This is a genomic window from Paenibacillus sacheonensis (assembly GCF_009909195.1).
GTDB classification, from domain to species: domain Bacteria; phylum Bacillota; class Bacilli; order Paenibacillales; family Paenibacillaceae; genus Paenibacillus_Z; species Paenibacillus_Z sacheonensis.
On record NZ_JAAAMU010000028.1, the window covers coordinates 44,294 to 58,230 of the forward strand.

A 13,937-nucleotide genomic window follows, 5' to 3' on the forward strand; every position below is an offset into this window, starting at 1 on the left:
TGAATCATGGGGGAGAAAGTGCGCGTAGGTCTAATCTACGGGGGACGTTCCGGCGAGCATGAGGTGTCGCTGCAAACGGCTTTGGCAGTTATGAAAGCATTCGACTACAGCAAATACGAAATCAAACCTTTCTATATTTCAAAATCAGGCGAGTGGCGTTCGGGGGACACCTTGCTGGCACCGCCTTCGGATCTGGCCGTGCTGCGGCTCGCGGACGGGGACGCCATCGTCGGCATGGACGCGCTCATGCCGGTCTTCGGCGGCGTCGCCGACCAGGAGCCTGACGAGGCTGCTTCCATATCTGCCGTCCCGGCAGAGGTGAAGATTGCCGCGGTGTCTTCCGCGGCGAACGGCGTCGTGCCTGCTTCCCGCGGGGACAACGGACTCGACGTCGTTTTTCCGCTGCTCCACGGCACGTTCGGCGAAGACGGCACGATTCAGGGCTTGTTCGAGATGGCGGACATTCCGTATGTCGGCGCTGGCGTGCTCGCATCTGCGGTCGGCATGGATAAAATCACGATGAAGAAGGTATTCGCCCAAGACGGGCTGCCGCAGTGCATCTACCGCTACTTCAACCGGACGCAATGGGAGAAGGATGAGTCCTACTATATTATGGAGATCGAAACGGCGCTCGGTTATCCTTGCTTCATCAAGCCGGCGAATCTTGGCTCCAGCGTCGGCATATCCAAAGCGCGGAACCGCGAGGAATTGATCGCTGCCGTCAATTACGCGCTCCGCTTCGACCGCAAGGTTATCGTCGAGGAGTTCGTCGATGCGCGCGAGATCGAGGTAAGCGTGCTCGGCAACGACGAGCCGCAGGCTTCCGTCGTCGGCGAGATCACCTCGTCGAGCGAGTTCTACGATTATAAAGCGAAGTACATCGACGGCAAGTCGATGATGCATATTCCGGCCAATCTTCCTGCGGAAGTGTCGGAATCGGTCCGCGAGATGGCGGTTCGCGCCTTCCAGGCGATCGACGGCTCCGGCCTGTCGCGCGTGGATTTCTTCCTGCGCAAGGAAGACGGCCAGCTGTTCATCAACGAAGTGAACACGATGCCTGGCTTTACGCCGTACAGCATGTATCCGCTGATGTGGAAGGAAAGCGGCGTCTCGTACGCGGAGCTGCTCGATACGCTGATCGCGCTTGCGATTTCGCGTCATGCCGAGAAGCAGCGCATCGACTACAGCGGAGGAAGTCCGGCTTAGGATAAAGCCGAATCGGGTGCCGCGGCTGCGGCGCCCGCGTCTGCGAAGCCGGGCTCGGTGCCCGGCTGCGAGGCTAGCCTTTAGCTTTTAACTTTCAGGAGGTTCGCCCATGGGATTCCAAACGGAGTTTAATTCGGTCTGCAAGTTCAAGTCCAAGCAGGAAGTGTACGAGCTCTTGGAATACGGCCGCGGCAAAATGGTCAAGAGCGGCTTCCGCGTGTATCCGACCGGCCAAAAGGTCATCGCTTATACGCCGGATAACGAAGCGATCGCGATCGTGCGCATTCTCGTGTCCATTGCCGAAATCAATTTTCAAGGCGAGGAAATCACGCAGGTCGAAATGGAGCTCGTCCGCAAGCTGACGGAGGAAGAAGCGCGCGTGCAGACGGCGCTGGCGGACGAGATGTTTTTCGGGGAACAAGCATGATCGTGCGCTTCGGGTTCGTGGCGATGAGCGTGCTGCTGGGGAAGGATACGTCGCCGTCGCGGACGATGACGTATGCGACGTTCTCGAAGCTGGACGACCGGGAGGCGGGAATTCGCCGATTGGAGCGGATCGCGGAGGACAACTTGCGGACGACGCTGCGAATCATGAAGCACTGCGTCGGCCATGATGTCTACGTCTATCGGATGACGTCCAAGCTTATTCCGCTCGCGACGCATGACGCGCTGAAGGACTGGAACCCCTACCCGGCGCTCGAAGGAGCGTTCGCGGATATCGGCCGGTATGCGAAGGAGAAAGGCATGCGGCTGTCGTTTCATCCCGATCATTTCTGCGTATTCAGTACGCCGCGTCCCGAAGTGCTGGCCAAGTCGGCCGAGGATTTGAATTACCACGTCACGATGCTGGAGCATATGGGGCTGGACCCCGATACGAAATGCAACATTCACGTCGGCGGCGCCTACGGGGACAAGCCTGTCGCGCTGGAGCGGTTCATCCGCCAATTCGGCGCGCTGGACGGCCGGCTCCGCAGCAGAGTGACGCTGGAGAACGACGACAAGACGTTCACCGTCCGCGAGACGCTCGAAGCGGCGGAGGCCGTCGGCACGCCGATGGTGCTGGACATTCATCATCATGCGGTCAATGACGGCGGAGAGAGCGACGCGTCCCTGCATGACGAATTATGGCCGCGCATCGTTCGCACGTGGAACGGCCCGGACGGGCTGCCGTTGGCCGTCGTGCCGAAGCTGCATGTCTCGAGTCCCAAGAGCGAGAAGGATCCGCGAGGCCACGCCGATAACGTCGAGGTTGGCCCGCTGCTGCGATTCCTGCGGGGCGTGAACGGTTCGGTTCCGCGGCTGGACGTCATGATCGAGGCGAAGCAGAAGGACGCTGCGCTGCTGCAGTTGATGGACGACATGCGCCAGCTGCAGCAAGAAGGCGAGCGCATTCGCGTCATCGACGGCGGAAGTATCGAGATCCTGTAAGAAGGAATAGGACGGAGGCGCGAAAGAAGCTGGATTAGAGGCTTGATCTTTCGCGCCTCTTGCGGTATTTTTGGTAAAGGAAGCGCTCTCATTCTCGGTATCATACACCCTGGTCCTACTTCCGCATTCGCACGACCACTACGGAGAGGATTGTGATTCAATGAACGGATTATTAGCAGGGAAGAACATGCTCGTCATGGGCGTTGCGAATGACCGCAGCATCGCATGGGCGATTGCCCAGTCGCTGGCTGCGCAGGGTGCGCGTCTCGCGTTCACCTATGAGAATGAGCGGGTGGAGGAACGGGTGCGCAAGCTGGCGGATACGATTCCGGGCTCGATATTGCTGCCGTGCAACGTTACGGCGGATGAAGAGATCGAAGGGCTGGCGGACCACATTCGCGAGAGCTTCGGCGTCCTGCACGGCCTTGTACATAGCATCGCTTTCGCGAAAACGGAAGAACTCGAAGGGATGTTCGTCGACACTTCCCGCGCCGGATTTGCGCTTGCGCACGACATCAGCGCCTACTCGTTGACGGCAGTCGCGCAGCGGCTTTATCCGCTCATGACGGAAGGCGGCAGCATCATGACGATGACCTATTTGGGAGCGGAACGCGCGCTGCGCAATTATAACGTCATGGGCGTGGCCAAAGCCGCGCTGGAAGCGTCCGTCCGCTACTTGGCGGCCGACCTCGGTCCGCACGGCGTGCGGGTCAATGCCGTCTCCGCCGGTCCGATTCGGACGCTCGCCGCCAAGGGCATCAAGGACTTTAATTCGATTCTCCGGCAGGTGGAGGAGAAGTCTCCGCTGCGCAAGACGACGGACGCCTCCGAAGTCGGCGACACGGCCATGTTCCTGCTCAGCAATCTCTCGCGCGGGATTACGGGTGAAATCATATATTGCGATAACGGCTATCATATTGTCGGGGTTTAGGCATTAAAGTTATTGAAGTGTTGGGTTTAGGAAGAGAACAGGCGATTTCTGACCAGGCCGATGTCGGCAATGGTACGGAGGTCGCCTTTTTGGTTCATAACGTTAAGCGACAGCGAGATTCGAGCATTTTCGACAATGGAGGCGAGGAAGGAAGCCTGAGAATGCGGTTCTTATGCCGAATAGTAAGAAATACAAAAAAAAGTTGCGATCGGGCGCGATTCGACATTGTTTTTACGATACGTATTGTATCATCTAAGTGGGACTAACACGTCGAAAAACGGGACAATAGTCCTGCGGTAGACCTTATGGCGTACAGGCTATTGGAACTCATTTGACAAGTTGGAGGGTTACACGGTGATGCTTATTCCTGATAAGGACGAGGTTGCTGATCGAGAATGGATTTCTTTGCTGCTGCAAGCCCGGGCGATGGGCGTGACGGTTGAAGAGATCAGAGCTTTTATTCGGGCATGCAAGCATGTAAACGATTCCAATTCAGTTACCGTATAGCGGAGCTAGCTGGAGGAGTCGTTATTCTTCTTCCATTTTTGAAATTCCAGAAACTCTTTGAACTGGACTTTGCTGATGCCGGACGACATCGCTTCATGAAGCAGCTGCTGCCAGTCCGAATCAAGCTGTTGTTCATTCTCCGCTGCGTCTCCGTATAAGATGGCATGAATCGTCACGTCCAGCGCGGTGGAAACCTTCTCGAGAAATTGGATCGAAGGATTGGACTGCAGCCCTCGTTCGACATTGCTGACATAGGACTTAGCGACCTCTGCCCGCTCAGCAAGCTCGGAGAGGGACATTCCTTTGTTCATGCGCAGCTGTTGGATTCGTCTGCCGATATCTTCAATCATGCTCATGCATCCTTTGTTTCGTGGATTATACGGACCGTAGCCTAGTCTCTTAGAACCTTCTAGGCTTAAACACATCTTAAGGGGTGCCAATTGATTTGTAAAGTTGTGCGTCAGGTATATAAAAAAAGGCCAATAGCGAAGGTCAAGGCGTCGAGAAACCCGCGTTTGCAAAACGTTGGGTTTCTTTTGTTTTTTAGAATACCGCTCGAACGGCCGATTCTTCGATACGTGCCGCACCATTCCAGATGGAGATTGGCAGCTAGATGATCGGGCTCACTAGCGGACGAGAACTTGAACCAAGGTGTTGTTCGGGAAAAGGACGAGCTAGTCGTTCTTTATAGGGAACATTTATTTGGAAATTAGAGATAATGAAAGATATATTGAGTAAAACTTAGAAATATATAAATATTTGTTCGTTATAAAGAATATTTGCCGTTATTTCAGACTATTCAAAAACGGAAAAATAGCATATATTGATGTTGCAAGACGTTCTTAATAGAGAACAAAGTTGTTCTTCAAAAGGGTGTGGAGGCCTCATGCAGATGAGATCCGAAAGAGCTAAAAGGAGACGAAAGGATCGCAATCGCAAAATTCTCTTACTCTCCATGAATTCTTTCTCGATTCTGTTTTTATTATTCGTTACCGTTTCAAGCCGTGCGGGAATGACATACGGACATTTTACATCCAAGGCTGCGATAGACGGGGAAATCGGTATTTGTTCGGTGTATCCGAATCAGGTCGAGCAGCTGCTGGAGCAATTCGTTCAGCACGTAACCAGGGGAGAGGCCGATTATGGAAGCTTATCCCTGTATAACGGCTCAAATGAAGAAGCAATCGGAATTCCGGACGCAGCTGCCGCCTCGGATGAAGAGCTGCAGCAATTCGCGAGTTCAATAAACGCGCGAATAGACGTACTTGAGATTCAGCAGCAAGCCATCGATGGTCTAACCGGCGCAAATGACTCCGAGTGGGCAAGCGCGCAATCCGAAATTGTTTCGGCCGCTTCGATCCTGACTCAACTGTCCGACTACATAGGAAGCGTTAATTTGCACTGTCTTGCACCTGAAGATCCCTCGATGTTGGATCAATTTCTCGCTTTAATTAACGGAAGCCGCGTCGCGTCCGAAGCCTTCCAAGAACAGGGCCGATCGATTTATGGCGCATTATCCGGAAGCCCATCGGGAATGAACGCCACGCCATTACTTGTCAATGAGCCGGCCGTAATCAGCGCTGCCGCGGCAGCAAGCTATCAAGCGGCACAGCGTTCGTTAAGCGATGCCCGCAGTGCCGCCGTACAGCAGCATTCGAACTTGCAGCAGCAGCTGGCACAGATCAACGCGGAGATTGCCGCACGGGAGCAAGCAAAAGCCGATGCGGAGGCTAATGCGAAAGATGGAGAATCGACGAAAGAGCAAGCGGACGGAGAAACGGTGAACGGGCAGGCAGCGGACGAAACGACCAGCGAACGGGCGGCCGGCGAACCAGCGGAAGAGAAAGCCGATGAATCGCGCTCCGAATCGGTTCCATCCGTTCGGGATGAATCGGCAGAGCAGGATCCTGCGGTGCCCGAAAACCCTTCGGTCAATCCAGCCACGCCATCTTCCGATTCTGCGAAGGAGCAAACGGAGACTGCCGATCATCCTGCAATTCCGATAACGACGCAACCCAACTCCAATGAATCAGGTGGTGTTTCAAATGAAATTGAAATCGATCATGAGTAAAGCTGCGACGTTATTGCTGATCGTCGTATTCCTCATCGTTGCTTTCTCCGTCGTGGTCTCGAAAGCATCCGGCGGGGCGCCGAAAATGCTGGGCTACGAGATCAAAATCGTATTATCCGGCTCCATGGAGCCAGGCATTAAAACAGGATCGATCGTGGCCATTAAGCCCGGCGGGGATATGAACCGGTTCAAAGTCGGCGACGTCGTCACGTTCAAAGATATGGAAAACAGGCTGATTACCCACAGGATCGTAGAAGTCGGCACGAAAGACAGGCAGCAGCTGTACACCACCAAGGGGGACAACAACCCTACTGCGGACGTCAATCGCGTTCCGGCCGATCGCATCGTCGGGCAGTATTCCGGCTTCACGATTCCTTACCTAGGCTATGGCATGGATTTTGCGAATTCCAAGCAAGGCAGCCTGCTGCTGCTCGTGCCGGGACTTCTATTTCTCCTCTACTCGATCGTGACGATTTGGAAAGCAATCTCCGACCTTGAGAAGAAGAAAGCAGAACCGCTAACGCCGCAGAATCCGAATCCGGATACATTGGCGTAGCTAGAATTGATTGTCCTCCTTGCGAGAATTCGCAAGGATACAATAAATAAAAACCACCTCGGTAAGAGGACGATAAGGGAGGAAATAAAAATGAGTCTCAAAGTAAAGCTGGGTCTTGGTTTGGCAACTGCAGTAATGGGGATTTCCTTGATTGGCGGAGGTACATATGCCTATTTTACATCCACTGAAAGCACAACGGGTACATTTGCTGCCGGTTATATCGACTTGACCGCAAGCCCGACAACGGTAATTAGCGTAAGCGATATTAAACCGGGCGATACTTGGGAAAAATCCTTCTCCCTGAAAAATACGGGCACGGTCGATATCGCAAAAGTTCTTCTGCACACTACCTATGAGGTTGGTGACTACGGCAGCAATAACCAACTGGATTTGGGCAAATACATTCGCGTTGATTTCTTGCGGAACGCGACAAACGACTTGCCGGGACAAAACATCATCGGCTCGAAAACGCTTTATGAATTGCAGCAAATGACGAACTCTCAAGATCCGGACGTCGTCAAAGATATCCTTGGCCTTCTCACCGATTGGATCGACAATAGCGGTCTGGACAAAATCAACAACGGCGAAACGAACGATTTCAAAGTGAAGTTCACGTTCGTCAATGACGGCGACCAATCCCAGTTCCAAAGAGACAGCCTGACGCTGCACTGGGATTTTGAAGCACAAACGCAAAACTAATAAGCATGAACATGAACGCCTCGGATCGACGGGGCGTTCTTTTTTATCTTCTTTTTAGACTAAACGGAACTGAAAATCTTTCAAGGCGGCCTTTTCCTTGGCTTCTTTTGCACGCTTACTGGCAATAGAGATACCATTTGGAGTAATATAGGTATTGGTGTCTTTCAGTGAATTCGGGCGAAACTTTGTCCGCCCGCTGACGTATTGTTACAAAGAAGTAATTGAACTCATAGGAAAGTAGCGTGGTCTAACCATGAGTGAACCGATTATCGGGGGCAAGAGTTTCACAGCTGTCGCGATCAATTGCGCAGCGAAAGCCGGAGAATGGATAAAGACGAAACTTGGCAACCATACAAGCCTATCGTTAAAATATTCCGCGCAGGACCTAGTCACGGAAGTAGATAAAGGCGCGGAGACGATGATCCGCAACTTGGTGGGAACGCACTTCCCGGATCATTCCTTCCTCGGCGAGGAAGGCGTGCAGCCTGGACCTGAGGCGTCGACGAAGGCGCTGCAAAGCGTGCAAGACGCAGAATACCTTTGGATCGTGGATCCGATCGACGGCACGACGAATTTCGTGCACGGCTTCCCGTTCTTCTCGGTGTCCATCGCGCTCGCGTACCGCGGAGAAGTCATCGTCGGCGTCGTATACGATCCGATGCGGGACGAGCTGTTCGTCGCGGAGAAAGGCAAGGGCGCTTACGTCCGCGGCCGCCGCATGGCGGTCTCCGGCGAGACTACGCTCGGCGAAAGCTTGCTGGCGACGGGCTTCCCAGCGGATCCGAATTACGCCCAGCCGCTCAATATGAAGCAGCTGCAAGCGCTCGCCCCGCAGGTGCGCAATATCCGTTCGGCGGGCTCGGCGGCGCTGCATATGGCTTATGTCGCCTCGGGGCGGTTGACCGGCTTCTGGGAGATCGGATTGAACTCCTGGGATTTGGCGGCAGGAGCGCTGCTCGTGAAGGAATCGGGAGGGACCGTTACGGACATGCAAGGGAACGACTACCATCTCGGCGTTCGCCACGTTGCAGCCTCCAACGGCCGCGTGCACGGCGAATTCGTGAACGCCCTGCAGCAGGCAGAGGCCGGCGGCTGACAAACGAAGAACGTCTCTCATTCCGTCCGCATATGACGGGAGAAGAGGCGTTCTTTTGCATAGAATAGCGTAAGACGCTATGGGATGGGGGCTGGCCGGATGTTTATCGAGCTTGACGTACAGGGCGATGTGCCGCTTCACGAGCAGATCGCGCAGCAAATTATCGCGGGCATTGCTTCGGGGACGCTGAAGCCGGGCAAGACGCTGCCTTCGGCCAAACGGCTGGCGGCGGACCTGCGCATTAAATCGACGACGGTGCATAAAGCGTACCGGAGCTTATTCGACGAAGGCTTTCTCGTGGAACGCTATGACGGACGGCTTGGCATGCTCGTGCCGCCGACGGAGGAAATGCCGCGGCTGACGGAGCGATTTATGGAACGGATGCAGAACCAGCTGCGCGCGCTGGCGGTCGAAGGCCGGGCGAGAGGCATGACGGAGACCGAATTCAGTAAAGCCTGCGTGAAAATTTACCGCAGCGATTTATCAAGGATGGGAGATTCACTCGAATGAACAAAGGATCAAACAACCATGAAGGCGTGCTGTCGATGCACTGGTATTGGGTGCAGGGGCTGCTGATCGCAGGCTCCGCGCTGGCCGCGGCATGGCTGTGGAAGGACATTCCGCCGACGTTGACGACGCATTACAATATCCGCTTCGAGGCGGACGGTTACAGCGGCAAAAGCTGGGGGACCGTGTTTCTGTTCAATTTCGTGCAGCTTTGCTTGCTCGCGACGATCTTGGGCACGAACGCGGTCATCGCCCAGGCGAAGCCGGGCGGGAGCTCGGACAGCGGGACAAGCGAGAACAAGCAGCGAAGGTTTCGGTACGTGAACAGCGTATTTCTCTATGGCCTGTCGCTGTTGTTGACGGCGTTCTTCAGTTATATTCAAGCCACGATGCTGTACGGTTGGCCGACCAAGGCGCTGTCCATCGTGACGATTGCGGTGATGGCGCTGATCGTCCTTGGCGTTATCGGGCTCATCGTGACGGTGAGGCGGCTCGGTCTGCGGGAGGGGTCTGCCCAGGACGAGGAACACTGGCTTGCCGGCGGCGGCGTGTATTACAACCCGAGCGATCCCGCCATATTCGTGCCGAAGAAACTGGGGATCGGCTGGACCGTTAACTTCGGCCGTCCGATGGGCTGGGTCGTGATTGCGACGCTTATTCTTATTCCGTTCGCGATCGTCATGCTGGTCGCGCTGATGGTCGAATAGCAAGGGGCAAGCTGGCGCGGAAAGAGTTCTCCGGCATCAGGGGGCGAAAATCAGAAAAACCTCGATTCCCGCCTGATAAGCGGTGATCGAGGTTTTTGGCGTTGTTCGGTATGGATGCGAGCGGATTAGCGCTTCATGGCAGCAAAAGCGTTCTCCGCGGCCGCGATCGTGGCTGCGATGTCCTCGTCCGTGTGGGCCGTGGTCAGGAACCAGGCTTCATACTTGGAAGGAGCGAGACAGATGCCCTGATCCAGCATCAACCGGAAAAACTGCGCGAACGCTTCGCCGTCGGTATCCTGCGCTTCATCGTAGTTCGTGATGGGATGGCTGCAGAAATGGGCGGAGAACGAGCCGCGGATACGGTTGATCGTCAGCGGGATGCCATGCTTGTCCGCCGATGCTTGAAGCGCTTCGGCCAGCCGGGCTGCCTGGGCATCCATGCGGTCGTAGACACCCGGCTGCATCAGCACCTCGAGGCAGGCGATGCCGGCCGAGATGGAAGCCGGGTTGCCGGCCATCGTGCCCGCCTGGTAGGCCGGGCCGAGCGGCGCAACCTGCTCCATGACCGCCTTGCGGCCGCCGTAAGCGCCGATCGGCAGGCCGCCGCCGATGATCTTGCCGAGCGCCGTGAGATCCGGCTCGATGGCAGCGCGATCCGGGAACGCGGCATAGGTTTGCGCGCTGCCGTAATGGAAGCGGAAGGCGCTGATGACTTCATCGTAGATAACGAGGGCGCCTGCCTCGCGGGTCATTTTGCAGAGACCTTCGAGGAAGCCCGGCTCCGGCATGACCATGCCGAAGTTGCCGACGATGGGCTCGACCATCACGGCCGCGACGTCGTCGCCGAACGTATCCAGCGCCGTGCGCAGGCCGTCCAGGTCGTTGAACGGGACGGTGATGACTTCGCTAGCGATGCTGACCGGAACGCCGGCGCTGTCGGGGATGCCGAGCGTCGACGGACCGGAGCCGGCTGCTACGAGCACGAGATCGGAATGGCCGTGGTAGCAGCCGGCGAATTTGATGATTTTGCTTCGTTTCGTATAGGCTCTGGCGACGCGGATCGTCGTCATGACGGCCTCCGTGCCGGAGTTGACGAAACGGACCTTGTCGAGCGAGGGAATGGCTTCCTTGAGCATCCGCGCGAGCGTGATTTCAAGCTCAGTCGGCGTGCCGTAGAGGGTGCCGTTCGCGGCTGCCGTCGTGATCGCTTCGGTAATATGCGGGTGCGCATGGCCGGTTATGATAGGTCCGTAGGCGCACAGATAGTCGATGTAGCGATTGTCGTCGACGTCCCAGAAATGCGCGCCCTGCGCGTGCTTCATGAAGACGGGCGCCCCGCCCCCGACGGCCTTGAACGAACGCGAGGGACTGTTGACGCCCCCGACGATATGTTGAAGCGCTTCGGCATATAAAGCCTCCGAGCGCGGTCGATGATTGTTGGACATGGATAGTGCCTCCTTGAGTCTTCATGCAATGCTTGATATAGGAAACCGAAACGCAATGCCCTTATTGTACCTCTGCCATGCCGACAAGCACAACAAAAGAGAGCGGCCGATTGCATCGGCGCGCTCCCTTGGCGATTCTATTGGCTGACTTTGATTGTTCTAATAGCTGTACTCTAATTGTTTTAATAGCTGAACCTTAATTGTGCTAATAGCTGAACATGGATTGTTCTGTTCGCTGCTCGCGATCGCTCTATCGGCTGCCTTCATTGGCGGTATTCCCGCTGCCTGCAGTCGAGGAGTTCGATTCCGTATTGGTTACCGTTCCGTTACCGCTTTGAACCGACGTATCGGTCGAGGCCGGAATCGTGGAATCCTTGGTCAGCTCATCCTGCACGAATTCCAGTACTTTGTCCTCGTCCGAAATCGCGAGCACGGAAGCGCCGTTTACTTTCTCGCCGCTGATCAGGTCCATCGGAGGCACTTGAGCCTGGCCGGCGATATGGCTGTTCACGCCAAGCTGGCCGAGCTTGATCATATCGGATACTTCGATATTCGTTTTGACGTAACCGTCCACGCTGTCGACGATCTTCTTCATCTTCAGCAGGTTCCAGCCGTTCTTCATCTTGTCGGCTACGGCGCCGAGCAGCTTGCGCTGACGCTCGGTGCGCGTGAAGTCGCTCATCGCGTCATGACGGAAGCGCACGTATTGCAGGGCTTTCGTGCCGTCAAGGTCCTGAACGCCTTTCTTAAGATGAATGTCGTAGCGGTTGCCGTCGGCGTTGTCGACGTAGTTCATGTCCTTCTCGACCTCGAAGTTTTGGATGCCGCCGATCGCGTCGATGACCGACTTGAATCCTTCGAAGTCCGTGTACACATAATACTGGATATCGAGTCCAAGCACGTTGCCGATCGTCTGCATGGCAAGCTCGGAACCGCCGAGCGCGAACGCCGTGTTGATGCGGTCGTCTCCATGGCCCGGAATGTCCACCCAAGTGTCGCGAAGAACGGAGAACAAGTGAATGTCTTTCTTGACCGGATCCAAGGATACGACCATCATGGAGTCGGAGCGGGCTTTATCGTTCTCGGCCAAGCCGCGGTTGTCGCCGCCCATGATGAGGATGTTGACGCGTTCCTTGCCTTCCCATTCCGGTGGTTTCTCGGTTGCAACGACCTGGTAATCGGTGAATTTCGGATCATTCGTCGGATCGCTCAGCTTATCGAGCCCGTTATAAGTGCCGTAAAGTTCATAGAAGATGTAACCGCCGACCGCCAAAATCACGACGGCAGCGCCGAGCAGCGCCCATCTCCAGGGTCTTTTTCGTTTTGGTTGCTTCGCTTTCGCACGCGCCATGTTCGTTTCAGTTCCTCCTTGGAATAGGTCCGAATCGGACGAGGAGTAAACCCCGCTTCGGAACAATAAAGTATGACGTCCAATAGATTGCTATCAGGTCGAGCAGGTTGACCAAACTTTTGTAAACAGTATAGCATTACATATCATAAAATTATAAAATGGATTGTCATAGAGAAGCAAGTTTTATCTGATTGGAACGAATATGGTGGATATTTCCCAGGAAATGTCGAAAAAGAGAGGAGCCGGACGCAGCATGCTGGCGATCGACGTACAAGATTTAAGGAAGCAATTCCAGGTTCAGAAGAACCGCGAAGGTCTCGGAGGCGCGCTCAAGGACTTGTTCAAGCGCGAATACAATTCGATTACCGCGGTCAAAGATATAAGCTTTCAAATTCCGCAGGGCGAAATTTGCGGCTACATAGGAGAGAACGGGGCGGGCAAATCGACCACGATCAAGATGCTGACGGGCATCCTCGTTCCAACCTCGGGACACCTCATGGTAAATGGCTTCGTGCCTTATAAAGACAGGGAAAAATTCGTCCGCGGCATCGGCGTCGTGTTCGGTCAGCGCAGCCAATTATGGTGGGATATCGGCGTTATCGAATCCTTCCAGCTGCTTCGCAAGGTCTATCGGGTGTCCGAAGCCGACTACCGCCAGCGGCTGGACGAATTGGTGGAACGGCTGCAGCTGGGCGACCTGCTCAACCGTCCCGTAAGGAAGCTCAGCCTGGGTCAACGGATGCGCTGCGAGCTCGTCGCGTCGCTGCTGCATAACCCTTCGATTCTATTTCTGGACGAGCCGACGATCGGTTTGGATATCATCGTCAAGACGGAAATCCGCGAATTCTTAAAAAAAATTAATCGGGAGCAAGGCACGACGATCCTGCTGACGACGCATGATTTGCAGGATATCGAGGCGCTGTGCTCGCGCGTCATCATGCTCGACGACGGCCGCATTATCTATGACGGCGGCTTGGAGGAGCTGAAATCGCGCTGGAGCAAAGGCCGTGAGCTCCAATTCCAGTTCGGGGAACATCCGTCGCTGCATACGCTGCGCAGCTTGACGGAAGGGCTGGAAGGCGTCGAATGGAGCATCGACAACGAGCTGACGGCCACGATGTGGCTGCCGCATGCGGTAAATGTCTCTGAGGCGCTCGCCCGCGTCGTCGGCGGCAGCTCGGATATCCGCGACATCAAAATCATGGAGACGAATACGGACGAGATCGTTCGCGAGATTTACTCTTCCGGCTCGGCTTCCAATGAAGCGGCCGCGAAGCTGGGCGGCGGCGCGGTCTTCGAGGAAGCGGAGGCAGCATCGCAAGAACCGGCGCAGGACGCAGCCGATACGCCAGCTTACGCTGCGGTTCAGTCGGGAGGCGTGCCGTCCCCGGCAGACTCCGAAGCCGCCGTGACGGACGATACGGATCATGCTG

Annotated in this window: 14 protein-coding genes and 1 pseudogene; 12 read left to right on the forward strand and 3 right to left on the reverse strand. The window is 55.6% G+C overall.

What is annotated here, in order from left to right; all coding sequences use genetic code 11:
- The first annotated feature begins 6 nt into the window (after positions 1-6).
- The 5 genes from GT003_RS29940 (at position 7) to GT003_RS29960 (ending at position 4,072) form a co-directional block, all read left to right on the forward strand.
- Positions 7-1,206 (forward strand): D-alanine--D-alanine ligase family protein, encoded by a 1,200-nt coding sequence (locus GT003_RS29940; protein ID WP_161704955.1) that lies wholly within the window; start codon positions 7-9, stop codon positions 1,204-1,206.
- A 109-nt stretch (positions 1,207-1,315) separates the two neighbouring features.
- Entirely contained in the window at positions 1,316-1,633 is a 318-nt protein-coding gene (locus GT003_RS29945; protein ID WP_161704957.1) for a hypothetical protein, read from the forward strand.
- Positions 1,630-2,634, forward strand: a complete 1,005-nt coding sequence (gene uvsE / locus GT003_RS29950) for a UV DNA damage repair endonuclease UvsE (protein WP_161704959.1) — start codon at positions 1,630-1,632, stop codon at positions 2,632-2,634. The genes GT003_RS29945 and uvsE overlap by 4 nt, the downstream gene beginning before the upstream one ends.
- Before the next feature lie 160 nt (positions 2,635-2,794).
- Positions 2,795-3,565 carry an enoyl-ACP reductase FabI gene (gene fabI / locus GT003_RS29955; RefSeq protein ID WP_161704961.1) on the forward strand — a complete coding sequence of 257 codons (771 nt, stop codon included), beginning with the start codon at positions 2,795-2,797 and terminating at the stop codon, positions 3,563-3,565.
- Positions 3,566-3,922: 357 nt separating this feature from the next.
- Positions 3,923-4,072 (forward strand): anti-repressor SinI family protein, encoded by a 150-nt coding sequence (locus tag GT003_RS29960; protein WP_161705015.1) that lies wholly within the window; start codon positions 3,923-3,925, stop codon positions 4,070-4,072.
- A 5-nt stretch (positions 4,073-4,077) separates the two neighbouring features.
- Here GT003_RS29960 and GT003_RS29965 read toward each other — a convergent pair whose 3' ends face one another.
- The gene (locus GT003_RS29965; RefSeq protein ID WP_161704963.1) at positions 4,078-4,422 is read right to left on the reverse strand and encodes a helix-turn-helix domain-containing protein; all 345 of its coding nucleotides are present in this window, start codon (positions 4,420-4,422) and stop codon (positions 4,078-4,080) included.
- Between the two features lie 542 nt (positions 4,423-4,964).
- Here GT003_RS29965 and GT003_RS29970 point away from each other — a divergent pair.
- The 6 genes from GT003_RS29970 to GT003_RS29995 all read left to right on the forward strand — a co-directional run bounded on the left by GT003_RS29970 (position 4,965) and on the right by GT003_RS29995 (position 9,708).
- Positions 4,965-6,143, forward strand: a complete 1,179-nt coding sequence (locus tag GT003_RS29970) for a hypothetical protein (RefSeq protein ID WP_161704965.1) — start codon at positions 4,965-4,967, stop codon at positions 6,141-6,143.
- The gene (sipW, locus tag GT003_RS29975) at positions 6,118-6,699 is read left to right on the forward strand and encodes a signal peptidase I SipW (RefSeq protein ID WP_161704967.1); all 582 of its coding nucleotides are present in this window, start codon (positions 6,118-6,120) and stop codon (positions 6,697-6,699) included. The genes GT003_RS29970 and sipW overlap by 26 nt, the downstream gene beginning before the upstream one ends.
- 90 nt (positions 6,700-6,789) lie before the next feature.
- Positions 6,790-7,398 (forward strand): TasA family protein, encoded by a 609-nt coding sequence (locus GT003_RS29980; protein WP_161704969.1) that lies wholly within the window; start codon positions 6,790-6,792, stop codon positions 7,396-7,398.
- A 253-nt stretch (positions 7,399-7,651) separates the two neighbouring features.
- Positions 7,652-8,494 (forward strand): inositol monophosphatase family protein, encoded by an 843-nt coding sequence (locus GT003_RS29985; protein WP_161704971.1) that lies wholly within the window; start codon positions 7,652-7,654, stop codon positions 8,492-8,494.
- 99 nt (positions 8,495-8,593) lie between these two features.
- Positions 8,594-9,004 (forward strand): GntR family transcriptional regulator, encoded by a 411-nt coding sequence (locus GT003_RS29990; RefSeq protein ID WP_161704973.1) that lies wholly within the window; start codon positions 8,594-8,596, stop codon positions 9,002-9,004.
- A complete protein-coding gene (locus GT003_RS29995; RefSeq protein ID WP_161704976.1) occupies positions 9,001-9,708 on the forward strand; it encodes a DUF5808 domain-containing protein in 708 nt (235 codons plus the stop codon). The genes GT003_RS29990 and GT003_RS29995 overlap by 4 nt, the downstream gene beginning before the upstream one ends.
- Positions 9,709-9,833: 125 nt before the next feature.
- On the opposite strand, the gene GT003_RS30000 is transcribed toward GT003_RS29995, so the two are convergent.
- A complete protein-coding gene (locus GT003_RS30000; RefSeq protein WP_161704978.1) occupies positions 9,834-11,153 on the reverse strand; it encodes a glutamate-1-semialdehyde 2,1-aminomutase in 1,320 nt (439 codons plus the stop codon).
- A gap of 250 nt (positions 11,154-11,403) precedes the next feature.
- Positions 11,404-12,504 (reverse strand): LCP family protein, encoded by a 1,101-nt coding sequence (locus GT003_RS30005; RefSeq protein ID WP_161704980.1) that lies wholly within the window; start codon positions 12,502-12,504, stop codon positions 11,404-11,406.
- 253 nt (positions 12,505-12,757) lie between these two features.
- On the opposite strand from GT003_RS30005, the pseudogene GT003_RS30010 reads away from it, so the two are divergent.
- Positions 12,758-13,786 (forward strand): annotated as a pseudogene (locus GT003_RS30010) (ABC transporter ATP-binding protein); the annotation flags it as partial.
- Positions 13,787-13,937 lie beyond the last annotated feature (151 nt).

What these genes read in the sequence shown, in the direction of transcription:
- GT003_RS30000 (WP_161704978.1), bottom strand. Translation starts at nt 11,153, where the DNA reads ATGTCCAACAATCATCGACCGCGCTCGGAGGCTTTATATGCCGAAGCG.
- GT003_RS29940 (WP_161704955.1), top strand. Translation starts at nt 7, where the DNA reads ATGGGGGAGAAAGTGCGCGTAGGTCTAATCTACGGGGGACGTTCCGGC.
- GT003_RS29970 (WP_161704965.1), top strand. Translation starts at nt 4,965, where the DNA reads ATGAGATCCGAAAGAGCTAAAAGGAGACGAAAGGATCGCAATCGCAAA.
- fabI (WP_161704961.1), top strand. Translation starts at nt 2,795, where the DNA reads ATGAACGGATTATTAGCAGGGAAGAACATGCTCGTCATGGGCGTTGCG.
- GT003_RS29965 (WP_161704963.1), bottom strand. Translation starts at nt 4,422, where the DNA reads ATGATTGAAGATATCGGCAGACGAATCCAACAGCTGCGCATGAACAAA.
- GT003_RS30005 (WP_161704980.1), bottom strand. Translation starts at nt 12,504, where the DNA reads ATGGCGCGTGCGAAAGCGAAGCAACCAAAACGAAAAAGACCCTGGAGA.
- GT003_RS29995 (WP_161704976.1), top strand. Translation starts at nt 9,001, where the DNA reads ATGAACAAAGGATCAAACAACCATGAAGGCGTGCTGTCGATGCACTGG.
- GT003_RS29980 (WP_161704969.1), top strand. Translation starts at nt 6,790, where the DNA reads ATGAGTCTCAAAGTAAAGCTGGGTCTTGGTTTGGCAACTGCAGTAATG.
- GT003_RS29990 (WP_161704973.1), top strand. Translation starts at nt 8,594, where the DNA reads ATGTTTATCGAGCTTGACGTACAGGGCGATGTGCCGCTTCACGAGCAG.
- GT003_RS29960 (WP_161705015.1), top strand. Translation starts at nt 3,923, where the DNA reads ATGCTTATTCCTGATAAGGACGAGGTTGCTGATCGAGAATGGATTTCT.
- sipW (WP_161704967.1), top strand. Translation starts at nt 6,118, where the DNA reads ATGAAATTGAAATCGATCATGAGTAAAGCTGCGACGTTATTGCTGATC.
- GT003_RS29985 (WP_161704971.1), top strand. Translation starts at nt 7,652, where the DNA reads ATGAGTGAACCGATTATCGGGGGCAAGAGTTTCACAGCTGTCGCGATC.
- uvsE (WP_161704959.1), top strand. Translation starts at nt 1,630, where the DNA reads ATGATCGTGCGCTTCGGGTTCGTGGCGATGAGCGTGCTGCTGGGGAAG.
- GT003_RS29945 (WP_161704957.1), top strand. Translation starts at nt 1,316, where the DNA reads ATGGGATTCCAAACGGAGTTTAATTCGGTCTGCAAGTTCAAGTCCAAG.